At 58.7% G+C, this 24,472-nt stretch carries 24 protein-coding genes; 14 read left to right on the top strand and 10 right to left on the bottom strand.

The window, feature by feature from the left end; genetic code table 11:
* Positions 1 to 82: 82 nt before the first annotated feature.
* The 3 genes from HMPREF9463_RS02770 to HMPREF9463_RS02780 are packed head-to-tail and all read right to left on the bottom strand — an operon-like array spanning position 83 to position 2,063.
* On the bottom strand, positions 83 to 781 hold the full coding sequence (locus HMPREF9463_RS02770; RefSeq protein WP_035136979.1) for an ABC-2 transporter permease: 699 nt from the start codon (positions 779 to 781) through the stop codon (positions 83 to 85).
* Positions 778 to 1,659 (bottom strand): ABC transporter ATP-binding protein, encoded by an 882-nt coding sequence (locus tag HMPREF9463_RS02775; RefSeq protein WP_035136980.1) that lies wholly within the window; start codon positions 1,657 to 1,659, stop codon positions 778 to 780. The genes HMPREF9463_RS02770 and HMPREF9463_RS02775 overlap by 4 nt, the downstream gene beginning before the upstream one ends.
* Positions 1,660 to 1,682: 23 nt before the next feature.
* Positions 1,683 to 2,063 (bottom strand): GntR family transcriptional regulator, encoded by a 381-nt coding sequence (locus HMPREF9463_RS02780; RefSeq protein ID WP_035136981.1) that lies wholly within the window; start codon positions 2,061 to 2,063, stop codon positions 1,683 to 1,685.
* Between the two features lie 215 nt (positions 2,064 to 2,278).
* On the opposite strand from HMPREF9463_RS02780, the gene HMPREF9463_RS02785 reads away from it, so the two are divergent.
* The 3 genes from HMPREF9463_RS02785 to HMPREF9463_RS02795 all read left to right on the top strand — a co-directional run bounded on the left by HMPREF9463_RS02785 (position 2,279) and on the right by HMPREF9463_RS02795 (position 5,461).
* Entirely contained in the window at positions 2,279 to 3,892 is a 1,614-nt protein-coding gene (locus HMPREF9463_RS02785; protein ID WP_035136982.1) for a peptide chain release factor 3, read from the top strand.
* A 156-nt stretch (positions 3,893 to 4,048) separates the two neighbouring features.
* Complete coding sequence (locus HMPREF9463_RS02790) at positions 4,049 to 4,771, top strand: VUT family protein (RefSeq protein WP_022093974.1); 723 nt, start codon at positions 4,049 to 4,051, stop codon at positions 4,769 to 4,771.
* A gap of 9 nt (positions 4,772 to 4,780) precedes the next feature.
* Entirely contained in the window at positions 4,781 to 5,461 is a 681-nt protein-coding gene (locus HMPREF9463_RS02795; protein ID WP_035136984.1) for an SDR family NAD(P)-dependent oxidoreductase, read from the top strand.
* Between the two features lie 50 nt (positions 5,462 to 5,511).
* Here HMPREF9463_RS02795 and HMPREF9463_RS02800 read toward each other — a convergent pair whose 3' ends face one another.
* Entirely contained in the window at positions 5,512 to 6,237 is a 726-nt protein-coding gene (locus HMPREF9463_RS02800; RefSeq protein ID WP_052044028.1) for a uracil-DNA glycosylase, read from the bottom strand.
* A gap of 87 nt (positions 6,238 to 6,324) precedes the next feature.
* The gene (locus tag HMPREF9463_RS02805; protein ID WP_052044029.1) at positions 6,325 to 7,227 is read right to left on the bottom strand and encodes a DMT family transporter; all 903 of its coding nucleotides are present in this window, start codon (positions 7,225 to 7,227) and stop codon (positions 6,325 to 6,327) included.
* Positions 7,228 to 7,385: 158 nt separating this feature from the next.
* On the opposite strand from HMPREF9463_RS02805, the gene HMPREF9463_RS02810 reads away from it, so the two are divergent.
* Complete coding sequence (locus HMPREF9463_RS02810; protein ID WP_035136986.1) at positions 7,386 to 8,252, top strand: LysR family transcriptional regulator; 867 nt, start codon at positions 7,386 to 7,388, stop codon at positions 8,250 to 8,252.
* Between the two features lie 27 nt (positions 8,253 to 8,279).
* On the opposite strand, the gene HMPREF9463_RS02815 is transcribed toward HMPREF9463_RS02810, so the two are convergent.
* Positions 8,280 to 9,662: an MATE family efflux transporter gene (locus HMPREF9463_RS02815; RefSeq protein WP_035136987.1), complete on the bottom strand. Its 1,383-nt coding sequence runs from the start codon at positions 9,660 to 9,662 to the stop codon at positions 8,280 to 8,282.
* Between the two features lie 198 nt (positions 9,663 to 9,860).
* Here HMPREF9463_RS02815 and HMPREF9463_RS02820 point away from each other — a divergent pair, with 198 nt between their 5' ends.
* Positions 9,861 to 10,676: a putative RNA methyltransferase gene (locus tag HMPREF9463_RS02820; RefSeq protein ID WP_035136988.1), complete on the top strand. Its 816-nt coding sequence runs from the start codon at positions 9,861 to 9,863 to the stop codon at positions 10,674 to 10,676.
* Between the two features lie 128 nt (positions 10,677 to 10,804).
* Here HMPREF9463_RS02820 and HMPREF9463_RS02825 read toward each other — a convergent pair whose 3' ends face one another.
* Complete coding sequence (locus HMPREF9463_RS02825) at positions 10,805 to 11,206, bottom strand: hypothetical protein (protein WP_035136989.1); 402 nt, start codon at positions 11,204 to 11,206, stop codon at positions 10,805 to 10,807.
* Between the two features lie 436 nt (positions 11,207 to 11,642).
* On the opposite strand from HMPREF9463_RS02825, the gene HMPREF9463_RS02830 reads away from it, so the two are divergent.
* On the top strand, positions 11,643 to 12,347 hold the full coding sequence (locus tag HMPREF9463_RS02830; protein ID WP_052044031.1) for a class I SAM-dependent methyltransferase: 705 nt from the start codon (positions 11,643 to 11,645) through the stop codon (positions 12,345 to 12,347).
* 48 nt (positions 12,348 to 12,395) lie between these two features.
* On the opposite strand, the gene HMPREF9463_RS02835 is transcribed toward HMPREF9463_RS02830, so the two are convergent.
* Positions 12,396 to 12,644: a hypothetical protein gene (locus tag HMPREF9463_RS02835; RefSeq protein ID WP_052044032.1), complete on the bottom strand. Its 249-nt coding sequence runs from the start codon at positions 12,642 to 12,644 to the stop codon at positions 12,396 to 12,398.
* A 126-nt stretch (positions 12,645 to 12,770) separates the two neighbouring features.
* Here HMPREF9463_RS02835 and HMPREF9463_RS02840 point away from each other — a divergent pair, with 126 nt between their 5' ends.
* The 8 genes from HMPREF9463_RS02840 to HMPREF9463_RS02875 all read left to right on the top strand — a co-directional run bounded on the left by HMPREF9463_RS02840 (position 12,771) and on the right by HMPREF9463_RS02875 (position 23,127).
* On the top strand, positions 12,771 to 13,259 hold the full coding sequence (locus tag HMPREF9463_RS02840) for a GNAT family N-acetyltransferase (protein WP_084591752.1): 489 nt from the start codon (positions 12,771 to 12,773) through the stop codon (positions 13,257 to 13,259).
* Between the two features lie 254 nt (positions 13,260 to 13,513).
* Complete coding sequence (locus HMPREF9463_RS02845) at positions 13,514 to 15,514, top strand: elongation factor G (protein ID WP_035136992.1); 2,001 nt, start codon at positions 13,514 to 13,516, stop codon at positions 15,512 to 15,514.
* Between the two features lie 164 nt (positions 15,515 to 15,678).
* Complete coding sequence (locus tag HMPREF9463_RS02850) at positions 15,679 to 16,797, top strand: AAA family ATPase (RefSeq protein WP_035136994.1); 1,119 nt, start codon at positions 15,679 to 15,681, stop codon at positions 16,795 to 16,797.
* Between the two features lie 10 nt (positions 16,798 to 16,807).
* Positions 16,808 to 19,303, top strand: a complete 2,496-nt coding sequence (locus tag HMPREF9463_RS02855; protein ID WP_232219732.1) for an excinuclease ABC subunit UvrA — start codon at positions 16,808 to 16,810, stop codon at positions 19,301 to 19,303.
* A 255-nt stretch (positions 19,304 to 19,558) separates the two neighbouring features.
* Positions 19,559 to 20,194: a recombinase family protein gene (locus tag HMPREF9463_RS02860; RefSeq protein ID WP_052044033.1), complete on the top strand. Its 636-nt coding sequence runs from the start codon at positions 19,559 to 19,561 to the stop codon at positions 20,192 to 20,194.
* Between the two features lie 161 nt (positions 20,195 to 20,355).
* The gene (locus tag HMPREF9463_RS02865) at positions 20,356 to 21,171 is read left to right on the top strand and encodes an FxLYD domain-containing protein (protein ID WP_035136996.1); all 816 of its coding nucleotides are present in this window, start codon (positions 20,356 to 20,358) and stop codon (positions 21,169 to 21,171) included.
* A 213-nt stretch (positions 21,172 to 21,384) separates the two neighbouring features.
* The gene (locus tag HMPREF9463_RS02870) at positions 21,385 to 22,056 is read left to right on the top strand and encodes a DUF4230 domain-containing protein (protein WP_035136997.1); all 672 of its coding nucleotides are present in this window, start codon (positions 21,385 to 21,387) and stop codon (positions 22,054 to 22,056) included.
* A 9-nt stretch (positions 22,057 to 22,065) separates the two neighbouring features.
* Positions 22,066 to 23,127, top strand: coding sequence for a hypothetical protein (locus HMPREF9463_RS02875; RefSeq protein WP_035136998.1), 1,062 nt, complete (start codon positions 22,066 to 22,068; stop codon positions 23,125 to 23,127).
* 268 nt (positions 23,128 to 23,395) lie between these two features.
* On the opposite strand, the gene HMPREF9463_RS02880 is transcribed toward HMPREF9463_RS02875, so the two are convergent.
* Both HMPREF9463_RS02880 and HMPREF9463_RS02885 read right to left on the bottom strand, forming a co-directional pair.
* Positions 23,396 to 23,995, bottom strand: coding sequence for a tRNA (cytidine(34)-2'-O)-methyltransferase (locus HMPREF9463_RS02880; protein WP_035136999.1), 600 nt, complete (start codon positions 23,993 to 23,995; stop codon positions 23,396 to 23,398).
* An 82-nt stretch (positions 23,996 to 24,077) separates the two neighbouring features.
* Positions 24,078 to 24,472, bottom strand: a 395-nt coding sequence (locus tag HMPREF9463_RS02885; RefSeq protein ID WP_035137002.1) for an IS3 family transposase, incomplete at its 5' end; no start/stop codon positions are given.

Raw genomic sequence — 24,472 nt, forward strand, 5'->3', positions numbered from 1 at the left:
CGGTGGCGTACGCCGGGGATATGCCATTTGTCACGGATTTGCGGGGGGCGATCGCGTCCTTCGTGGATTGAGGCTCGCGTGGCTACAGATCGCGTACTCGATAAACCTTGGTGCTGACGGTGCAGCTGATTACACATAGCGCGAGGGCCAGCACGGCAATTCCTGCGCACAGACAGCCCAGAACGGCAGGATCGGGATTCGCTCCGGCAATCGACATGAGCCAGTTGCTGATGGGGTTGGAGGAACTCAGCATTGCCATGGTGCCGCAGCCAAACAGGGCAAACAGGCCAAGGGATAGGCGCAGCGCCTCCATGTGTCCAAATCGGAAGAACAGCGGCTGTGTCAAGAATACCATCATGAGGGAGATGAGCATCGATGCTGCCGGGGCTATTGCGATCTCAAAGACGATCTGTCCCGTCAACGGGACACCTACGCTGTTGAAGAGCGGGAAGGAGACGATGTTCAGAAGCGTAGCCGCGCATGCCATGACGACCGAGAAGACAACGATGCACAGGTAGCGTGCGCAAATAATGTCTTTGCGCGAGAAGGGCAACGTTGCTCGATAACGTTCCCAGCCGTTTTGGTTATCGTAGCCAGCTAGCGAGTTCATGATTATGATGGGCGACATTGCGCTGACCGCACAGGCGCCGGCGCTCATGCCGGAATCGCCGTCTGTCGCGTTGGCAAGGGTCAATACGACGAATATGAACAGGCCGACGCCCGCGATGCTCGGGGCGAGCGTGCGAACGATGGCGGTCTCGGACATAAAGGCGCGTTTCATTTCGAAGCCCCTTTCAGCGTGAGGCGTAGATAGTCGTCAATGGTTGCCCGATCGCAGGGAATCTCGGGGAAGGCCTCGAGCGTTTCGCGACGGTTGGGCACGAGCACGTCCACGCTATAGGCGTGGTGGGCGGCACGGGCGCCTTCGACGCAAGCCATAAGCTCGGCGGCCTGCACTTGGGTGCAGTGGGCGATGCCAGCGCGGTCGGTAATGTCCTCGCGCGGCAGGTCAAACACAATCGAGCCGTTATCGATGCAGATGACGCGGTCGGCAGCGCGATCGAGGTCAGACGTAATGTGGCTCGAGAGCAGCACGCTGCGCTGACCGTCGGAAACAAAGGCAAGCAGCTCATCGAGCAGTTCCTCGCGTGCCATGGGATCGAGGCCCGCGGTGGCTTCGTCCAAAACGAGCAGCTTGGCATTGTGGCTGAGCGCGCAGGCGAGCTGCAGCTTCATACCCATGCCGCGGGAGAGGTCCTTGACCTTTGTCTTGGGATCGAGGCCAAATCGGTTGATGAATCCGGCGAACGTTTCGCGGTCCCACGTGGGGTACGCCGGGCCTACGAGCGCCTCGATCTGGCCCACCTTGAGCGTGGAGGGGAAAGGGCACGTGTCCAGGACAAGACCGACGCGGGAGCGTAGATGGCGTTGCGACCCATCGGGCGCGTCGGTGCCACAGCGCTGCCCAAACAGGTACACCTCGCCGGCATCGAGTTTGATAAGCCCGAGCGCGGCTCGAATCGTCGTAGTTTTGCCGGCACCGTTGGCACCAACAAAGCCGACGATCTGGCCGGGTTCCACGGCAAGCGTGACGCCGCGCAGCGAAAAGCGGTCGCTTACAGTGCGTGAGATGCCTTTGAGTTCTAGCAAGTTTTGCATGGTATAGCCTTTCTTGCAGATGGCTACTGCATGGTTTCGGGGGCTACGAGATCGAGCATCCCGTGCAGCTTGTCGCGCGTGACGCCCAGGGTTTCGGCTTGGCTTGCCGCTTTCGCAAGCAGCTCTTCGATATGGCAGAGCTGGTTTTCACGCAAGAGCTCCTGGTTGCCCTCGGCGACAAAACAGCCCTTGCCCTGCACGGTGCAGATAAACCCGAGCTGCTCCAGGTCGGCGTAGGCGCGCTTGGTGGTGATGACGCTCACGCCAAGATCGCTCGCGAGCGCACGGATGCTGGGGAGTTTGGCTCCCGCAGCGAGCGTGCCCGAAAGGATCTGAGCTTTGACCTGCGAGGATATCTGTTCGTAGATGGGCTTGTCGCTCGAATTGGATAGGATGATGTCCACAGCGGCTCCTTAGCTGTTGGGCTACACGTGTATATAACCGGTAAGCACAGTATATATACACTATGCACAGTTATGCAAGAGGTAAATACGGATTGGGCCGGTTGCCCAGGCCCCAACTGATGAATTTGTCCTGATAGGCGCTCTAAAACGGAATTTCGCGGCTACAATAGTGCGGTTACAACGACGTAATGCACTCAATGCAAGAAAGGATCCGCATGGCAAGCCTGTCGGATGAAATCTCGTCGCGCCGCACATTCGCGATCATCAGCCACCCGGACGCCGGTAAGACCACACTTACCGAGAAGCTGCTGCTCTATACCGGCAGCATTCAGACCGCCGGCTCGGTCAAGGGCAAGAGCTCGGCCAAGCATGCCGTCTCGGACTGGATGGACATCGAGAAGGAGCGCGGTATCTCCGTTACCTCCTCGGTGCTGCAGTTCACCTACAACGGCGCCTGCGTCAACATCCTCGATACACCCGGTCACCAGGATTTCTCGGAGGATACCTACCGTACCCTTATGGCCGCTGACGCCGCGGTCATGGTCATCGACGGCGCTAAGGGCGTCGAGGCCCAGACCAAAAAGCTCTTTAAGGTCTGTACGCTGCGCCACATTCCCATCTTCACCTTTGTGAACAAGCTCGACCACGAGGCTCGCGATCCGTTTGAGCTCATGGAAGAGATCGAGAACGTCCTGGGTATCAATACGTATCCCATGAACTGGCCGATCGGCAGCGGCCGCAATTTCCGCGGCGTGTTCGATCGTCAGACCCGTCGCGTTATCGCCTTTGAGGGCGACGGCCACGCCAACGCCACCAAGAAGGTCGCCGAGGTCGAGGCCGAGCTGGGCGATCCTTCCATGGACGAGCTTATCGGCGAGGAAAACCATAAGAACCTAATGGACGATATCGAGCTGCTCGATGGTGCCGGCGACGAGCTCGACTTGGATGCCGTGGCCTGCGGCAAGCTGAGCCCGGCGTTCTTTGGCTCGGCGCTCACCAACTTTGGCGTGGAGCCCTTCCTCAAGGAGTTCCTGCGCCTGGCCCCGACGCCGCGTGCCTATACCGATACGCTCACCGGCGAGCCGGTCGATCCCTGCCGCGACGACTTTAGCGGCTTTGTGTTTAAGATCCAGGCCAACATGGACAAGAACCACCGTGACCGCATCGCCTTTGTGCGCATTTGCTCGGGTAAGTTCGAGCGCGGCATGGATGCCTTCCACGTGCAGGGCAACCGCAAACTCAAGCTTGCCACGGGCACGTCGATGATGGCCGATGACCGCGCCATCGTGGACGAGGCGTATGCGGGCGATATCGTGGGCCTGTTCGACCCGGGTATCTTTAGTATCGGCGACACCGTGTGCTCCGGCAAGCGCCACGTGCAGTATCCGCAGATCCCGACGTTTGCCCCCGAGATGTTCGCTCGCATTACGCAGGTCGACACGCTCAAGCGCAAGCAGTTCGTCAAGGGTATGGAGGAGCTTGCCCAAGAGGGTGCCATCCAGATTTTCCGCGAGCTGGGTGCCGGCATGGAGAGCGTCATCGTGGGCGTGGTCGGCGTGCTGCAGTTTGAGGTACTCGAGCGCCGCCTCAAGGCCGAGTACCGTGTTGAGGTTCGTCGCCAGCCGCTGCCCTATACGGACATCCGCTGGATCCAGAACGACCCCGATACCATCGATATCCCGGGCCTTTCGCTCACGCGCGACACGCTGCGCGTCGAGGACATGCGCGGCGGCAAGCTGCTGCTGTTCACGAGCCCGTGGAACGTGGATTGGGCAACCGACCACAACCCCGACCTTATCCTGTCGGAGTTTGGCAACGTGGCCTTTTAACGCATCGGCGCGGTGGCCCTGCGGGGCTGCCGCGCCGTTTGCTTGCCTGATGCCGTGTGAGCGGCTATCATACCCACCGTCGTCTCAAGACCGAGACGTCCGAGCAGTTCGGGTCCGATATCCTGCTCGTTAAACCTAAAACCAAAGGAGTACATAATGATCAAGAAGGTCATGGAGGACTACAAGGTCCTGTTGCGGAGCATTCCCGCGGCAACGGTTTCGCTGTTTTTCGTGAGCGTCATCATGATGAACCTGCTGGCCAACAAAGAGCTCATTAGCCTGCCGTATCTGGCACTCGATTGCGGCTTTGTGGTGAGCTGGGTTTCGTTTTTGTGCCAGGACATGATCTGCAAGCGCTTTGGTGCCAAGGCATCCATCAAAATCTCTATCCTCGCGCTGCTGGTCAACCTTGCCGTGAGCCTGTGCTTTTGGGCATGCTCGCTCACGCCCGGCATGTGGGGCGCCTACTACGACACGGGTATGATCGAGGTCAACACCGCCCTTAACGCCACCATCGGCGGCACCTGGTACGTGGTGCTGGGCTCTTCGCTGGCAATGCTCGTCTCTGCCGTGGTTAACTCCACGCTCAACCAGTCGCTCGGTCGTATGCTCAAAAAGAATAACTTTGCGAGCTTTGCCTTTCGCTCCTATGTGTCCACGGGTGTTGGCCAGTTTATCGACAACCTGGTCTTTGCCATTGTGGTGAGCCATACGTTCTTTGGTTGGACCTGGGTGCAGGTCCTTATGTGCTCGCTGACCGGCGCTGTCGCCGAGCTGCTGTGCGAGGTCTTCCTGAGCCCCGTGGGCTACAAGGTCGTGCGCGGTTGGGAGCGTGAGAATGTGGGCTCCGAGTACCTCGAGCGCCACGCAACCGCCTAAGGAGCAAGTATGCGGGTTTTGATCACGGGCGCTTCGGGCGGTATCGGAACCGCGTGCGTGCAGCGATTTTTGGACGAGGGTCACGAGGTCGTAGGCTTTGATTTGCTGTCGCCGGCGATCGAACACGAGCGCTACCGCCATCTGGTCGTTGACGTCCGCGAGCCGGGCTCGTTTCCAGGCGACCTTGAACCCCAGGTAATCGTGAACGTTGCCGGTACGCAGGATTCCGCCGACGACATCGCCGCCAACCTGTGCGGCACCATCAACGTGACCGAGCGCTATGCCTTTGTGGGGGAGGGGCTTGCCGCCAAGCCGGCGCCGGCTATCAAATCCGTGGTCAATGTGGGGTCGGCGAGTGGGCATACGGGATCGGAGTTTCCCGCCTATGCCGCCAGCAAGGGCGGCGTTATCGCCTACACCAAGAACCTTGCAAACCGTCTAGCGCCGCAGGCCATCGCCAACAGTGTGGACCCGGGTGGCGTTATCACGCCGCTCAACCGTTGCGTGATGGAAGACGAACACCTGTGGAACCAGATTATGGAGCTCACGCCGCTTAAACGCTGGGCCACCGCCCAAGAGATCGCCGAGTGGATTTACTTTGTGGGCGTGACCAACCGGTTTATGACCGGACAGAGCCTGTTGATCGATGGCGGCGAGGCCGGCCGCACGCAATTTATTTGGCCCGAGTAGGAAACGCGCCCGATGGAAAGCCGTCGGGCGCGTTTTTGATGTATCGATTTTTAGCCGAGGCAAGTCCAGTTGACGGGGGTCGAGCCGTGCTGTTCGAGTAGCCGATTGGCTGCCGAGAAGGGGCGTGATCCCATAAAGGCGGGGAGTTCTGCCGTGGCACGGTTGGCCGAAAGCGGCGAGGGGTGCGTGGAGGCCAGACAGAACTTGTCGGTTGCCTTGCCCGCGCCAGTTGCGACGAGCTTACCTTCGACCATCTGCTGGGCAAAGCGGCCCCATGCCAAAAAGACTACCGACTGGGGCAGCTGGCAACAGCGTTCGATAACGTAGTCGGTGAGCGTGCTCCAGCCCAGTTTGGCGTGCGAGTTGGCGGCATGCTCGCGCACGGTGAGCGTAGTGTTAAGGAGTAGGATGCCCTGTTGTGCCCATGGGGTTAGGTCTCCCGTGGCGGGAATGGGGCAGCCCAGATCGGCATTGAGTTCCTTGTAGATGTTGCGCAGGCTCGGCGGCAACTTGGTTTGCGTCGCGGGGACCGAGAACGACAGCCCCATTGCCTGGTTGGGCCCGTGATAAGGGTCTTGACCCAAGATGACAACTTTGACCTGGTCGGCCGGCGTGTAAGCGAGGGCATTGAGGATGTCGTCTTGTGCCGGGTAGATGGTCTGCTCGGTACGCAAAAGGGCGATGCGCTCGAGCAGCTGGTTCGTAGTGTCACGTACCGGCTGCGGCGCATCGCCCAGCCAAGTTGTTATGTTGCGGTCGCGAGTTGCGGTGTCCATGGGACTCCTTTATGGCAGATGCTCTGTTGGCATCTATTGTAAAGGCGTCCGGAGACCTTTGTGTCGCGGCTGCATAAGGAGTGGGATCTATGAGACGTGCTCGGGCGCTCCTGCCATGCGAGCTTGTCCATGTGCGCGGAGGCGCGGAAGCTCGACGGTTGCCACCATGACGCCGGTGAGGATGAGGGCGGCGCCAAAGAAGGCGATGGGGCTCAGGACCTCGCCGACCAGGAAGAACGAAAAGACAGCGGAGCAGACCGGCTCAAGCGAGAAGGCGAAGCCGGTGGTCTCGGCGGGTACGTGGGGCTGCACGAGCGTCTGGGTGATAAAGCCGTAGGCAGAGCAGATGAGTGCGAGGGCAACGACAACGACGATCTCGCTGGGCGTGCTGGGAAGCGTGAAGCCGCCAAAGACGCAAGCGGCAATGCCCGAGAACAGGCCGCCAAAGCCCAGCTGCCAAACGCCCAGAGCAAGCGGATCGACTTCTTCGACAAAGCGCTTGGCGACAATGATGTGCCCGGCATAGACAAAGGCGGAGAGCAGCATGATGAGTGCGCCCGGGTTCAGGCTGGTGAAGTCGGCGCCCGAGAGCAGCAACATACCGCAGGTGACGATGGCGGTGCCGACGAGCACTTTGCGCTCGGGGGCGCGGCGCAGCAGGGCGGCATTGGCAAACGGCACGATCACGACCGTCAGGCTCTGCAAAAAGCCGGCGGTGGAGGCGGAGGTGAGGCTAGAGCCTAAGCACATGCAGGTGAGCTCGATTGCCATGATGGCGCCGATGATGGCGGCGCGGACCATAAGGTCGCGGTTGATACGGAACGCGCGCTTGTGGAAGAGCAGCAGGCAGGCCACAAAGGCGATGATGCAGCGTAGCGCGACGATGCTCGTGGCGTTCATGCTGTCCATGCCGATCTTCATAAGGGGGTACGAAAAGCCCCATGCGACGGGAACGGAAAATGAGAGCGCGATTGCTTTTTTGCGATCCATGGGGCTCCTTTTGTTACAGAACGGTTTCGTAAAAAGGATTCTGCTCCCAGATTTGGATGTAGTAAAGCGAATGTATCTTCAGTATGATTAAGAAACGCTAAAGTAGATGCGAAAAGCCCTGGCAAAACGTTTTACGTCTACATCGATGTGGAGGCACGATGGCATCGCGGTATCAGATTGTTTGTATGGTGGTCGATTGCGGCAGTCTTAAGGGTGCGGCGGACGAGCTGGGCTATACGCAAAGTGCGGTGAGCCAGGCCGTCAAGGCGCTCGAGCGCGAGCTGGGCACCACACTTATCGAGCGCGGTAAGCAGGGCGTTTCGCTTACGCGCGACGGTAAACAATATCTGCCGTACCTGCGCCAGATTGTGACCGCCGAGGCCGAGCTCGAGGGCAAGCGCCAGGAGCTGCTGGGGCTTTCGTCGACAGATATTCGCATCGCGACGTTTACCAACGTGAGTCGTACCGTGCTGCCGCGTGTAATCCGCGACTTTGGAGCGCTGCATCCGGGTGTGCACTTTACCCTCAAGCAGGGCGATTACACGCGCAACGCCCAGTGGGTGCACGATGGCGTGGTTGACTTTTGCTTTACGGCGCGCGGATTTACCGCTGGGCTCGAGAAGCGCGTGGTCTATCACGACGAGTTGGTGGCATTGTTGCCGGCCGCGCATTCGCTGGCGGCAAAGGAAAAGGTGACGCTCGCCGACCTGGCGTCCGAGCCGTTTGTGCTGCTGGATGAGGGCGAACAGAGTCTGGTGCTCGATGCATTCGCGGCGCATGGACTGTCGCCGCACGTGACGAGTGAGGTGACCGACGACTACACCATCATGGCGATGGTGGAGGAGGGCCTAGGCGTGAGCATGCTATATCGCCGTACCGTTGAGGGCGTGCGGGCCGATATTCGCGTGCGGCCCATCGTGCACGCTCCTTCGCGCGACGTGGTGGCAGCCTGGCGCAGCTGGGACACCATGCCCATCGCCACCAGGCGCTTTATCGACTATATGAGCTCGCATATTGTCAATTAATGACTGGCGTGGCGTTGAGTGCGGTGTTTAGCGGGCTGTCGCTTTGGCTTTGGTGGCGCGATAGGTGCGTGCCGGGTGGCAGAGTAGCACCGCCACGACCATAAAGAACGCCGTGGTGCCCAGGCTGATGGGGTAGACCATCATGATGTTCGCAAAGGTGCGGAAGTGCGGGAACACGCAGAAAACCCAATAGAAGCGGATGCCGCAGACGCAGATCATGGTGATGAGGGCGGGCGTGAGCGAGATACCAAAGCCGCGCAGGTAGCCTGACATGTTTTCGTAGAACATGCTAAAGGCGTACGCCGGGAAGATCGAACATACGCGGATATAGCCGATCGAGACGATGTTGGGATCGCTGTTGAACAGCGACAAGATCTCGCGCCCCAGGCCAACAATAACGATAATTGTGGTGAGCGCGACGATACCGCCTTCGACTAGGCAGACCTTGAGCGTCTTGGTGCAACGGTCGATCTGGCGGGCACCGTGGTTTTGTCCCACAAAGGTGGTGCAAGCCTGGCTAAAGCTGTTGAGCAGGTTGTAGCATACGTACTCCAAGCTCATAGCGGCGCTCGATGCCGCCATGACCTCGGTGCCCAGGCTGTTGATGGCAGACTGGATGATGATGTTGGCGACGGCAAAGACGGCGCTTTGGATGCCGGCGGGCAGGCCGATCTTGACGATGCGCTTGAGGGCGACGGGGTCGATAGCCAAATCGCGCGGGGTGACGCGGACGACGGAGTCGGTCTTGAGCAGGCGGATAAAAAGCGTAGCGGCGCTGACGGTGTAGGCGATGGCGGTGGCGATGGCGACGCCCGCGACGCCCCAGTGGAGCACGGGGACAAAGATGAGGTCCAGGCCAATGTTGAGGACGGTGGACACGGCAAGCGCCTGCAGCGGCATGCGGGTGATGCCGACGGAGCGGAAGATCGCGGCCTCAAAGTTGTAGAGCAAAATCGAGGGCAGGCTGAGCAAAAAGACGCGCAGGTAGAGCGAGGCGAGCGGCATGGTTTCGGCGGGAACGTTGAGCGCAGCGAGCATGGGTTCGGCAAAGATCTCGCCCAGTGCGATGACGACAAAGCCCACGAGCGCCATTAAAATCGAGGTATGGACGGCGCGTTTGACCATGTTCTGATCGTTGCGGCCGATAGCGTTGGCGATGACCACGTTGGAGCCAAGCGACATGCCAATAAACAGGTTGAGCATAAGACTGGTAAGCGGAACATTGGAGCCAACCGCCGCCATGGCGAGGGTTCCCTGGTCGCCCGAGAAGTTACCGATGATGACCGTGGCGATGAGGTTCGACAGCTGCTCCAAGATGCTCGTGGCGGCCACGGGGAAGGCGAACAGGGGAATATTGCGCCACAACGAGCCGGTGGTCATGTCAATGTGCTTAGATACGGTGTCAGCCATGCGCTCTCAATCTCTAATATGCTCTTTCGTGCTTATTTGCGCAGATGATTATACTCCTAATCGACTAGTCGTTGGGGACGTTCTTATAGTCATTGGGGACGTTCTTAAACGACTAGTCATTAAGAACGTCCCCAATGACTAGGTGGGGAAGGCGTGCGACAATGGTGGGTGTTGTGTTGTTCGCGCTAAGGAGTTGCCATGTTGTTGTGTCCCGTTTGCCATGAACCGTTGGTGGATGACGAACGCGGTGCTGCATGCGCGGGCGGACACCGGTTTGACCGTGCTCGCGAGGGCTATCTATATCTGCTGCGCTCGTCCAAGAGCGGCGACTCCATGGGCGATCCCAAGTCGCAGGCACGCAGCCGTCGCGACTTTCTGAACCGCGGTTACTATGCGCCGTTGCGTGATGCGATGGTCGAGCTGGTGCGCGAACGAGCTCAGCGGTGCGCGGCTACGTCGGACAAGCCGCTGGCCTTGCTCGATATTTGCTGCGGCGAGGGCTACTACACCAGTGCCATGGGCGCGGTGCCGGGCGTGGATGCTTACGGTTTCGACTTGGGCAAGGAGATGGTACGCCTTGCCGCCAAGCGCGGCGATGCGACCTACTTCGTGGCCAACATGAAGGATATCCCCGTGGCCGATGGCGCCTTCAATATGGTGACCGAGCTCTTCGCTCCCTTTAACGAGCGTGAGTTTGCCCGCGTGCTGGCGCCCGAGGGCTCGCTCTACACCGTGGTGCCGGGTGCCCGTCATCTCTTTGGGCTTAAAGAGGTGCTCTACGACATACCGTACCTTAACGATGAGAAGCTGCCGAAGACCACCGAGCTCGAGTTGGTCGGAACGCAGCGGGTGTCTTCAAATATTACGCTTCAGACCCAGGCCGACATCGAGGCGGTGTTTCAGATGACGCCGTACTACTACCGCACGCGCCCTGCCGACAAAGAACGCCTGGCAAACCTCGACACCCTTCAAACCGACATCGACTTCATCATCGCCGAGTACCGCCACGGCTAACAGCCTACCAAAAAGGGACAGGTTTGTTTTGGCAGGTTTTATCTGGGCAAACGTAAAGGGCCGACCGCGTTGCTACGCGATCGGCCCTTTTTATCTGCTTGATAGTAGGGATTATGGGAGACGGGTGCCTACAGGCGGTCCTTGTTCTCGGCCTTAACTTCGTGTGCCTGCTGAACAAAGAACAGGTCGTAGACCACGATGACAAAGGCGCCATAGTTGATGACGTCGCCGCCAAACGCGGGAAGCGTGAGCACGGCCTGCGCAATCGTGGCGATTGCGGCAACGATGCCGAGCTTAAACGCGCCATCCACCTGCGAAGGCTTGTTGGCGCCCTTGATGCCCGCAACGCCCGCGGCAAGATCGATGAGGCCCTTGGCGATAACCACGGCTGCGGCGAGCATGGCATTCGATCCGTAGGTGGACTCGAGCTTGCCGGTCGCGATGCCGGCGATTCCAATGACGAGGCTGGCGATGCCCAGAACAAAATAAATCAGGGCAAGGATTTTGAGTGTCTTGCGAGCAGCGCTCATAGCTGGTCCTTTCGATGCGGGCGCGGAGAATCTGTCGCGCCCAGGTTACGGCACATATCGTGAAGCACATTGTAGTTCAACGGGACGATGCATGCGTTTGAAAGCGTCTCTTGCCTGTACGGTCCAACCTTTCAAAAAGGAAAGCTGGACGTAAGCCAAATCGATGGCAGCTCATGTGCGGCGCTGCGATGATGAGGCCGTAACAAGGAGCTGGTCTCAAGGAGGAGCCATGATGTACGGAGCAGGGCAAGTGCGTGAGCCGCGGTCGTTAGGAAGGCGCATGGGCGATTCCGTGATCGCAGCCGTGTGCACGGGATTGATGGCGGTACTTTGCATTGCGATGCTGTGGGCCATGTCGCATGTGGGACAATAGCGGACGGTTGGGTGCCGACATAAACGGCACTTACGTATTTGTTTTGCTTGTTAAGGAGTGTCCATGGGCGTCGTCGATCCCTTTTCTGTTGCTCGGGCCGCGGGGCTTGAGCTGACCGGGAAGTCCGAGGGACTCACGCTCACCGACGGCACGATGGAGCTGCGTGCCGATTTTACCCGCATGCTTCCGCGGCTCAAGCAGGGCCGTCTGCAGCAAGAGCTGCTGGTGAAGGCTGCGCGCGTAAAAGGCATCGAGCGCCCATGGGCGATTGATGCCACGGCAGGCTTTGGCGAGGATTCGCTGCTGTTGGCGGCCGCGGGCTTTACCGTCGATCTGTATGAGCAGGATTGCGTGATCGCGGCGCTCCTCAAGGATGCCTTGGACCGCGCGGCAGATGATCCGGCGCTTGCGGTTGCCGTGTCGCGCATGCGCCTTCATGCGGGCGAGGACAGCATTGCCGGTCTTCGCCATGTGGCTGAGTTGATCGGGCGGGGCGAGTTTGCCGCCCCCGACGTGGTGTATCTGGACCCCATGTTTCCCGAGCGCACCAAAAGCGCGGCGGTGAAAAAGAAGTTCCAACTCTTGCATCATCTGGAACAGCCGTGCGCCGATGAAGAGGCGCTGGTCGAAGCCGCGCTTGCGGTGCACCCGCGCAAGGTCGTTATCAAGCGACCGGTGAAGGGGCCTCTGCTTGCCGGCGTTAAGCCGAGCTATCAACTTGCGGGCAAGGCCGTTCGTTACGATGTTTTGGTGCCGCCGCGTCCGTAGCTTGCGTACGATGGCTGGCACTCCGTCAGTGCCGTGCCGATGCGGCGCCTATTTCCAAGGGTGCGACGTCAGGTGCCATCCGCCGCAGTATTCGCATTTGTAGCAGGCCAAACCGCGCCGCCCGCGGTTTTCGCAGTCGGCCATAACGGCCTCGGCCTCGGCGCGCGTGTCGTAACGGTTTTTGCGTTCGCACGACTTGTAGCGCCAGGCCTCATCGCGCTCGGCGTCCAGGGCGTCGCGGCGCTCGTCTTCGCGCGCAAACAGGTCGCTCATATCGCCGCCCGTGGCAGCGCCCAAAAAACTCGCTTTTGGCCTTTGACCAGGCGGCTCGCTTTTTGCTCCCCATCTGCTTCGTGTCCCTCTCCAAACGCTGGTATCATTGCCCAATCAAAGTGATACCAATAAACGTGAGGTCGCCGCGTGATGATCAGAAAAACCCTCGATACCGACATTCCCGCCGTCATGGCTATCTATGACGCGGCCCGCGCCTTTATGCGCGCGCATGGCAACGCCACGCAGTGGCCCGAGGGCACGCCTTCGGCCGAGCAGCTGGCTGCCGATATCGTTGCCGGTGGCAGCTATGTGTGCGAAGTCGACGGCCGCGTGGTGGCGACGTTTGCCTTTTTGCCGGGCCCGGACGAGTGCTATGACGTAATTGAGGACGGCCAATGGCGCAGCGACACTCCGTACGCCGTGCTGCACCGTGTGGCGTCCGACGGCACCGTGCACGGTATCGCGGCTGCGATGTTTGCCTTTGCCAAGGAGCGCGCCGATCACCTGCGTATCGACACGCATCAAGACAACCTGCCCATGCAGGGCGCCATCTTAAAGGCTGGCTTTGAGCGCGCCGGTATCGTCTATGTGTCCGACGGCACGGCGCGCGTCGCGTTCGATTGGCTGCGCGAGGTGTAAGAGCGACGCCTCATATCAATAATTCGTGCGAACGAAAATGGTCCCACCCGGGGCCATTTTCGTTCGCTGCGCTGTTTTGAAAGCCGGCTTTCGCAAGGCGCGAACCTACGAAAATCGCCGCGCGGCAACGCAGGGCGATGAGCTCGGTCGGGGGATAGGGCCCGCTTCGCCCGCCGGTCCGTAAATTGTATCATCCAGTGTGGAGCGTGAGTGCCCGTTGCCGCGTGCGATGGGCTTGTAATAAGAGGAGAGCCATGTCGAAGCAAGCGGTCGTTGGAATCTTGGCGCATGTCGATGCCGGCAAGACCACGCTGGCCGAGGCCATGCTGTTCAACGCGGGTCGCATTCGCAAGCGCGGTCGCGTGGACGATGGCGATTCGCATCTGGATACGAACGAGATTGAGCGCGAGCGTGGCATTACGATCTTCTCGTCGCAGGCCGTGCTCGACCATGGCGATACCCACGTCATGCTCGTGGATGCACCGGGGCATGTCGATTTTTCTGCCGAGGCCGAGCGCACATTGCGCGCGCTCGACTATGCGATTTTGGTTGTGGGTGCCAACGATGGCGTGCAAGGGCACACCGAAACCCTGTGGCGCCTGCTTGCGCGCTATGACATCCCGACGTTCATCTTCATCAACAAAATCGATTTGGAGAATCCCGGCCGCGACGTTTTGCTGGCACAGCTTGGGCAGCGTCTTTCCGAAGGCTGCCTGGATGCCAACGAACTGTTGGCGGGCGGTGCCGTTCAGGAGGACGCTGCTGCGTTGGACGAGGCGGCGCTCGAGGAGTTTCTTGAGGTGGGTGAGCTTTCCGTCGCAACGCTGTCGCGCATGGTTGCCAAGCGCAAGCTCTTTCCCTGCTTTGCCGGCTCGGCGCTCAAGGACCAAGGCGTGGACGAGCTGCTGGATGGCATATGCGCGCTGATGCGTGAACAGACGTGGCTCCCGGAGTTTGCCGCGCGCGTCTATCGTGTCAGCCGCGGGGATCGCGGCGAGCGCTTGGCTTGGGTTAAAGTGACCGGCGGCACGCTGCATGCCAAGCAGATGATTGACGGACGTTCCGGTGCCGAGACATGGGAGCAGAAGGTCGATCAGGTCCGCATCTATAACGGCGAGAAGTATGAGCTTGCCCAAGAAGTTGCTGCTGGCGGTATTTGTGCCGTGACGGGTCTTACGCACGTTCGTCCGGGGGATGCCCTGGGCGCGGAGCCCGTGGGCGATGCGCCCGTCATTGCGCCAGTTCTCACCTATACGGTGCTTCCGGGCGAACACGATGTCCATGCGGTGTTCAAAGCGTTGACTGAGCTGGCGGACGAAGATCCCATGCTCGGCGTAAGCTGGAATACGCATCTGGAGCAGATTCACCTGCAGTTGATGGGCGCCGTGCAGCTCGAGGTCGTGCAGCGGGTGCTGGCCGATCGCTTCGGTCTTTCGATTGCGTTTGAGCCCGGCGGCATTCTCTATAAGGAGACTATTTCGCAGCCGGTCGAGGGCGTGGGCCACTTTGAGCCACTGCGCCACTATGCCGAGGTGCATCTGTGCCTGGAGCCGTTGCCAGCGGGTTCGGGCGTGCAGTTTGGCACCGTGACCTCGACCGACGAGCTCGATCTTAACTGGCAGCGTCTGGCACTCACGAACGCCATGGAGCGCGATCACCTGGGCGTGCTGACCGGCTCGCCCATCACCGATGTGCGCATTACGCTCACGGGTGGCCGTGCACATGCCAAACACACCGAGGGCGGCGATTTTCGCCAGGCCACGTACCGCGCGATTCGCCAGGGGCTCATGCAGGCGCGTGAGGCCGGCGCGGCGGTGCTGTTGGAGCCGTGGTATCGCTTTGAGCTCGAGGTGCCGGGGGAGTGCGTGGGCCGGGCGCTCTCGGATGCCACGCGCATGGGTGCCGAATACGAGCCGCCGGTGATGGCGGGAGACCGGGCGAAGCTTGTGGGTCGCGTGCCGGCATCCGAGGTGCAGGATTACGCGCTGGAGGTGGCTGCCTACACGAGTGGTCGTGGGCATCTGTACCTGGAGTTCGCCGGCTATGCGCCTTGCCATGATGCCGAGTGCGTAATCGAGACGGCCGCCTATGAGCCCGAGGCCGATCTGCCCAACACGCCCGACTCGGTCTTTTGCTCTCACGGCGCTGGCTACACCGTCAAGTGGTACGACGTCCCCGCCGCAGCGCACGTCAAGGTCGATCCCGCCACCTTCCGCCCCTATCGCCCCGCCGACCCCACCTTCTTCTGCCATTAGGGGACGGGGTAGAAATGGTAGATTTTTGAACCCTCTGATCCTTGACTAATTGATTTTGGCGCCGACGCTGCAAGAGGGACAGTCCCTTTGTCACCTGCTGATGGTATAATTCGGTATAAGTTGGTATAACTATTACCAGGGTTTGCCAATCCGAGGAGGCCGACATGAATCCAAATCCCTTTAAGCCAACGGCAGGCAAGCGGCCTCCGATGCTCATCGGTCGAGAGTCGGTCATCGAAGATTTTGAGGAAGGACTCGACAACGGCGCCGGAGCGCCGGGTAGGCTCATGCTCATTACGGGAAACCGCGGCTGCGGCAAAACGGTTCTCCTGCGGGAGCTGCAACGTCTAGCCAGCGAGCGCGGATGGGCGGTTATCTCTGATTCCGCTTCGCTTGGCTTATGCGACCGCTTAGCCGACGCGCTTCGCTCGAATAAACCCGTTGTGACGTCAATGGAGTTCGGGCCGTCGTTTGGCCGGATGTCGGTCGAGGCGGCGCGAGCAAAGGGCGAGACGTTACGAGGGCTGGTCAACGAGCGCCTCAAGAAGCTCGGTCCAGGCAAGGGCATACTGTTTGCGATTGACGAGGCGCAATCGGCGTCTATCGAGGAGCTGGCGGCTCTTGCCGTTCTCTATCAGCAAGTGCTCGGAGATCAGGATGCTACGGGATTGCCCGATAGCGACCAGCGCGGTCTTGCGCTGGTGTTCGCTGGATTGCCCAGTATGGTTGATGACTTGCTCGAAGAGCCGAGCGTGACGTTTTTGCGCCGTGCCCAGCAGCGTACGCTGGGGGCGATTTCTTTGCCCAAGGTGCGCGATTCATATATCCAGACGGTCAAAGACGCTGGTCTTTACGTTGACGCGGAGACGGCGGACCTTGCGGCACGTAAGAGCATGGGGCATCCCTATATGGTTCAGCTGGTGGGCTATTACATGTGGCGCTCTGCTGTCCGGCGTGGCTCTCAGATCATTGAAAGGTGCGATGTCGAGGATGGCCATGCGGATGCCGTCTCCGAGTTCTACGAAGCGGTTGACGCGCCTCTGTATTACGGGCTGCGCAGTCCACAGCGCCTCTTTATCGAGGCCATGGCGGTTGACGAGGGTAAACCGACGCGCATGGCGGACATCATTGAGCGTTGCGACCGCACCCAGAGCTGGGCGAGTAAATATCGCGCAAGCCTGATTCGCGAGCGCGTCATCGAGGCTGCCGGATACGGCCTCGTCCGGTTTACCGTGCCCATGCTGGGTGAGTATATTCGCGACCGCATCTTATGGCATGAGTAGGGTGATAAAGGTGACGGAACAGAAGATGAGCCCGCAGGCTATCGAGGTGCGTGGCGCACGTGTCCATAACCTCAAGGACGTCGATATCGATATTCCGCTGGGAAAGCTCGTGGGTGTTGCCGGCGTATCGGGTTCGGGCAAGAGTTCGCTGGCGCTGGGAGTTCTTTATGCCGAGGGCTCGCGTCGCTACTTGGAAGCACTCAGCACCTATACTCGCCGTCGCCTGACGCAGGCCGAACACGCCCAGGTGGACGAGGTACTGCACGTGCCGGCGGCGCTCGCATTGCATCAGCGCCCCAGCGTGCCGGGCGTGCGTTCCACCTTTGGCACCATGACCGAGCTCAACAATAGCCTGCGTCTGCTCTTTAGCCGCTGCGCCCATCACGTGTGCCCGCATTGCGGGACGCGTGTGGAGCCGAGCCTTAACGTGGCTGCGGGCCTGTCGCTCACGTGCCCCGCATGCGGCCGCGAGTTCTACGCGCCGAGTGCCGAGGATTTGGCTTTCAATAGCGGCGGTGCGTGCCCTACCTGCGGCGGTACCGGTGTCATGCGCGAGGTGGACGAAGCGAGTCTGGTGCCCGACGAGTCAAAGACTATCAACGAGGGTGCGGTGCTTCCCTGGGGCACGCTCATGTGGGACCTGATGAAACAGGTGGCCGGCGAGATGGATGTACGCACCGACGTGCCGTTTAACCAGCTCACGCCTCAAGAGCGCGACATCGTGTTCCATGGTCCGGCGGTTAAGAAGCACATTCTCTACGTTCCTAAAAACGGCGAGGGTGCCACGCCGCTCGATTTCACCTATTACAACGCCGTCTATACCGTCGAAAATGCGCTCGCCAAGGTCAAGGACGATAAGGGCTTAAAACGCGTTGCGCGCTTTTTGCGCGAGGGAGCATGCCGTGATTGCGGCGGCACGCGTCTCTCCGAGGCTGCGCGCCAGCCCCAGGTGCGCGGTATCAATCTGGCACAGGCGGCGGCCATGACGCTGGGCGAGGCGATTGAGTGGGTGCGCGGGGTGCCCGCATCCTTGCCGCCCGAGATGCGGCCCATGGCGACGGATATCTGCGATTCGTTTTTGAGCGCGGCTCGCCGTCTGGTCGACCTGGGTCTCGATTACCTTTCACTCGACCGCGCCGGTGCCACGCTTTCCACGGGTGAGCGCCAGCGTGTGCAGCTCGCCCGCGTGGTGCGCAACCGATCGACAGGCGTGCTTTATGTGCTGGACGAGCCCTCGATCGGCTTGCATCCGGCAAATGTCGACGGCCTGGTGGGTGTGATGCGCGACCTGGTGAGCGACGGCAACACCGTGGTTGTTGTCGACCACGACACGCGCGTGCTGGCGGAAGCCGACTATCTGGTCGAGATGGGCCCCGTTGCCGGAGCAGGCGGCGGCAATGTGATCGCCGCTGGTACGGTAGACGAGGTCGAGCAATCGCAGGGCAGCCGTATCGCGCCGTTTTTGCGCGCAGAGCCCAAGCGCTTGCGCCCACAGGTGACTGACGACGAAATGTTCGATCAGGGCCATATCCGCATGGCGACCGATGCCATCCATACCGTCAAACCGCTCGAAGTTGATATCCCGCGCGGCCGCTTGGTTGCGGTTACGGGTGTTTCGGGTTCGGGTAAGACGACGTTGGTACTCGAGACGCTCATTCCGGCGCTTAAGGCGCAGGCAGCTGGTGAGCGCCTGCCGGGGCACGTGCGCTGGGTCGATGCCGAGGGCATTGCGCGTGCCAACCTGATTGACGCTACGCCCATTGGCGCCAATGTTCGCTCGACGGTGGCAACCTATGCCGACATCCATGATGAGCTGCGCCGCGCCTTCGCCCGTACGCCCGAGGCCAAGGCGGCCGGTTACAAGGCGGGTGCCTTTAGCTACAACACCGGCGCCTTGCGCTGCCCTACGTGCGATGGCACGGGCTCGATATCGCTCGACGTGCAGTTTTTGCCCGATGTCGAGATCGTCTGCCCGGCATGTCGCGGTTCGCGTTATGCAGACGCGGCTTCGCATATCCATCGCGAGGGCAAGGACGGGAGTCTGCTTACGTTGCCGCAGCTCATGGACATGAGTGTGGACGAGGCCATCGACGCCACACTGGGACTCAAGAAGGTTCAGACGCGCTTGCAGACCTTGCATGACCTGGGCCTGGGTTATCTCACGCTTGGCGAGCCCACGCCGGCGCTCTCGGGCGGCGAGGCACAGCGTCTTAAGCTTGCGAGCGAGATGGGCCGCGTGCAGGACGATGCCGTATTTGTGTTCGACGAGCCCACGATCGGCCTGCATCCGCTCGATGTTCAGGTGTTGCTGAGTGTGTTCGACGGCCTTGTTGCCAAGGGCGCCACGGTTATCGTGATCGAACACGATCTCGACCTTATCCGCAACGCCGATTACGTGATCGACATGGGCCCGGGCGGTGGTGACGCGGGCGGGCAAATCGTCTGCGCCGGTACGCCGGGTGACATCGCGGCCTGCTCTACAAGCATCACCGGTCGCTACCTATAACCGAATGTGACAAAGGGACAGTTCCTTTGTCACATTCCCGGAAAACCTGTCAGCATCACGCTTTTCTTTTCTAGCCAATTCTAGTTAAAAGCAGTTAATTACCGTTAAAAGCTAGCATGTTGTCGACGTAGCGCTTGAACAGCTTGCGTCTGAGGGCCAAAATGACCTCATCCCATTCGCGAAATTTGCACGCCCTATAGTGAGTGGGCTCTCGCTTGAGCTGATGCTGCCAAGAGGCGGCCGATAGGGGCAATTATGGACAATCGAATCTTTGGGTATGCGCGTGTCTCTTCCGCGGACCAGAACTTGGATCGCCAGTTAGACGCACTGGGAAGGTTTCCCGTTCAACGGGGTCAGATTTACGCTGACAAGGCAAGTGGTAAGAACTTTAGACGTCCCCAGTATCAGCGTCTTCTTCGCAGGTTGCGCGAGGGTGACGTTCTCGTGATCAAAAGTATCGACCGTTTGGGTCGCGATTATCGTGAAGTCCTCGATGAATGGCGACGCATCACGGTGGATAGACACGCTGCCATCGTAGTGCTTGATATGCCGTTACTCGATACACGCGAGCAGCCCGATGGCATCACGGGAACGTTCATGGCGGATCTGGTCCTTCAGATCTTGAGCTACGTGGCGCAGCTGGAGCGCGAAAACATCAAGCAACGCCAGGCGGAGGGTATCGCGTCGGCGCGCCTGCGTGGCGTGAGATTTGGAAGGCCGGCGCTCGAGCGTCCGGATAGCTATAACGATGTCATCAAATCATTCGAAGGAGGTGAAGTTACGAGGCGAGAGGCCGCAACGCTCCTGAACGTCAGCGCATCGACGTTCGATCGTTGGAGACGGGCGGACACGAACGGATATGACCGTTCGCCGTCTGTCCGTCCTCTTTAACTAGACATTTTGACGAGGGGAGTTTATTGCACAGAGCCCACTCCTTCCCTCGATGTTTATCCAGTTCACGCCCTGGAACCAAATAGTGCCACCGCGTTGCCAATTCGTCTGCTTTTTGACGAGGGGTTATGAGCCGTAACGTCAATCGAAGGGAAATAGTCGTGAAACGAAATGCTACTAAAAAGCAGCCCGTGATGGGCTTGCTTGTTCTACTAATCTGTTCTCTGGGATTTATCTCGGCCTGTTCTCAGAATGCTACAAACTTAGATAAACCGAAATATGTCGATGACAAGGCGATGAATGTTATCGCCGCCGGGTTTGAGAAAAGGTCCGACGTCATTGAGTCTAATGCAAACGATGACGATCCTCATTCAACCGAGAATATCCAGGAAGCGATTAAAGCAGAGATCGAGAACGACAAGGAGCTCGAGAACGCCAGGTTCAAGGATTCCAGGATGCAACAGGACGTAATCACGTATCTGAATCTGCTTGATGACCAGCTTAAGGTGACCGAGGACTACTCGCAATCGTCTGCGGATTATTACGAAGAGTGGAATAAGGTCTACGATAAACGGTCTGCGCAGCTCAAGAAGCTTGTTGATAATTACGGGCTGGAAGTAGGGGAAAAATATAAGGATGATTTCAACGACTTAATTAAGAATGGAAAGTCCGTAGCAGAGAAGACCCGCTATGAGGATGCCATCAACAGTTTGATTCAGGGAGCAAATTTCGAAAAATCGGATGACAGTTACGGTCTGTATACGTATACGGCGGTAGTTGAGAACACTTCTGGTATATCGTTCTCTAACGTCAGCCTGACACTTGCTCTCTATGATGCAGATGACATCAAAGCGGAGGAGACCTATGCGGACACTTCTTCGTGGGCGCCGGGCGAGAAAGTCAAGTTCGAGGCAATGTCCGATGTGGACGCTGCACGCGTTGTCGCATCTGTTTCCAGCTACGATGTAAATAAATAAGTATTGCACGAAAGGGGCGGGTTGATCGGTATTGAATGGTTGGCCCGCCCGTTTCATATCATTTATTGAGCAACATGTGCTACGACGAATATGTATTATTTCGGATTGCAAACAACCGACCTCGTCTAAAGACGCGCTGAAAACGACAATCTGGGCATGAGACGTAACCTTTGTTAATTTCTTAAATAACAGGGAGTTTGAAAGGGATAGGGAATGGATGAGATGAAGAAGGGCATGGGGTCACTGAAAGCGAGACTCGGGAGAATTCTGACGAAACCCAAGGTATTCATCGCGGGCTTGGCGCTTGGCGGGCTGATTGTAGCTGTACTTTTTATTAGCATCTTTAATAACGGCAAAGCTGCGGGTGCAAAAGAAGCGGCCCCCAATACGCTCTCCCCGTCGGTCGTGTTTGAACGTATTGCTTCCCAGAATGAGATGGTTTCTGCATCGCAGAACTATACGATTGTCGATAAGGTGACAGATACCAATAGGTTCTTCGATTGGTTTGATATCCCGTTTACAGAAAACAGTTTTTGGTATCGCTATGTTGGAACCATTAAGGCGGGCGTGAATCTCGAGACGGCAGAGATACATACAAACAAGAAGAAGGTGACCATTACGATGGATGAGCCTTATGTAATCTCAAACACGCCGGATATGAAGAAATCGGGTGCTCTCGAGGAACGCAACAACATTCTCAATCCCATTGAGGTCAAAGACGTCACGGCGTTTGAAGCGCAGTGCAAGGAGCGGAGTGAAAGCGAGGCCATCAAGGATGGCAACCTGCTCGAAGAGGCTCAGGCGAACGCCGAAGCAAATATCCGTGCGATGTTCAACTCGGCATTTGGCGATGAATATACGGTTGATTTCGACTATCGGAAATAGGAGGTCACTATGGAGGATAAAGACGATCTAGCTGTTGTCGAAAGGGAGGAGCTGTCGCGACATAAGCAGAGTTTTGATATCCGTAAGGCCGCTGCTGGGTTGGTTGATGGCGCCGGAAGCGCGATGGCGGGCGCGGTTGCAACCGTACAGAAAGTTGCCGATGGTGCAATGCGTGCTGCAACCCCGATGGTCGATGACGCCTTGGCAGCTATTGCTGATGCGGCCGATGGTGCGGCAGGTGCTGCTGCGGATATCGGTGACGCCGTCAACGATTGGGCGTACCAGCAGCAGCTTAATAGATACAGGCCGGTAACCAAGGAGACCTATCAGAGTCCTTCATTTTATTTGCCGAATATGATTCGAATTGTTGACGGAAATGAGCGTCGGGGCATCGACGCCTGTAGGGATGCTATTGGTTGGCTGGATACCGTTAAGGGTACGCAGATTTTCAATCTGTACCGCGAGGCAATCGGGGATAGCGAATTGTCTTTCTATCCTAAACCATCTCTTTATTCCACATATTACATAGATGCTTTTGATCGGTCTCGCTTTGTTGACCTTGACTCTTATTTCGCAACCATGCAACAAGACAAGATGGCCGAGTTGAGGCGGATTGCATTCATGCTTGGCGCGAAGCGCTGCAAGCTGGAGGTGACGGAGTACGAGGAAACTCGGCGAGGCCGCCAGGTTAAGGGAAATGCCAAGGCGGGAAAGAGGGGCTCGGTTCGAATCGACGGTTCCTTGAGCGATTCAACGAGAAATGAGAAGAAAATTCTGTTTACACAGGAATTCGAGGGTGACATGGTTCCGCAGCGCCCTGAGCTCCACTGGTATGCCCATGACTCAGATATTCTCTTGTTAATTGAGACGAGATGTGGTGGAGAGGATAAAAACAAGGCGAAGAGCTATCGGGTCGAATTGAAAAGTGAAACGACCATGACCATGTCTGTATCACTTGCTATGGCTATCGACGAGGCATGCAGCAAACTGAACATAAGGGCGAATTCGAGCCTGACAAGCCAAGCTAAGCGAGAACTCCGGCAGTCGTTTGTATTTGAAGTTGAATTCTGATGTGTGGGGACCTTTTGCTGCGGGGTTCCTGTCCTTTACGGGATGGAAGCGTATAAACCCATACGGTGCAACTCAGTAAAAGTTACTAATATACTGGCATCTATTCTAGTTAAAAGCGTTTAAAAACGGTTAATTCCATTTAAATCGGTAGTTGCAATAGGTGGCAAAGGGACAGTCCCTTTGCCACCTTAATGCCAAAACCAATTTGTCAAGAGCTAGAGGGTTTGAAAATCTGCCATTTCTACCCCGTCCCCTAATGGCAGATTTGCTACATGCCGGCAAAGCCTGTTTGGCGCAGAGCTTCGTAGAGGACGATGGCAGCGCTGTTGGATAGGTTGAGGGCGCTGATGCGGTAGTCGTCCGGGTTGACGAAGTTGCCGCAGATATCCTGCCGAAGGATGGTTTCGTGGCCGTGCTCGGTATGCCCGAGCGATTCCTCGTGGGCTTCCCAGGCTTCGGCGTTGTCGAGTGAGTCACAATCGCGCAGCATCGGGATGCGCTCGCAGCACGTGGGCGCTGCGGCGAGTAGCTTCTCGGGAATGCCCGAGCTCTCGCTGCCAAAGACCAAATAGTCACCGTCGCGGTAGGTGCTTTGCGCATAGGTTCTGCGCGCCTTTTTGGTCAGCAGATGCAGATGCTCGTCGGTAGGGGAGAGGCCGTTGCGCGCAAGGAAATCCTCCCAGCTGGCATAGGTCGTCACGTCCAAGTTTTGCCAGTAGCCCAGTCCGGCGCGACGCACCGTCTTGTCGTCGAGCGAAAACCCCAGCGGCTCCACCAGATGCAGGCGGGCGCCGGTAACCACGCAGGTGCGGCCGATATTGCCCGTATTGGCCGGAATCTCGGGCGCATACAGCACAATGTTGAACATGAATCTCCTTGGCTCAGAACGAAAAACCACCACGAAGGGGACAGTGAACTGCGCCCCGAAACTTGGACTGAACAAATAGCGACTACGCCGCAAGGGCCCGGTTCCGGAACTCCTCCGGCGTCAGGCCCTTCAATCTTACCTGCCTGCGCCGCGTGTTCCAATGGTCTATGTACTCCTCCAGGTCGCGCTTGAAGTCCCCGAAGCTGCCCCACTCCCTGCCGCGGTAGAACTCGTCCTTCACGTGGCCGAAGAGCTGCTCGGTGGCGGCGTTGTCGATGCAGTTCCCCTTGCGCGACATGCTCTGGGTGATGCCCGCCCCCTCCAGCCTGGAGGCGTAGGACTCGTGCTGGTACTGCCAGCCCATGTCCGAGTGCATGGTCGGCGCCGCCCCGTCGGGCAGGGCCTCGAGGAGCCGGTCGAGCATCCTGTGCTGCGTGGGGCGAGGTCCGGCGGAGGTCGATATGTCGCTCGCCACGA

This window comes from Collinsella sp. 4_8_47FAA, from assembly GCF_000763055.1.
Taxonomy (GTDB): Bacteria; Actinomycetota; Coriobacteriia; order Coriobacteriales; family Coriobacteriaceae; genus Collinsella.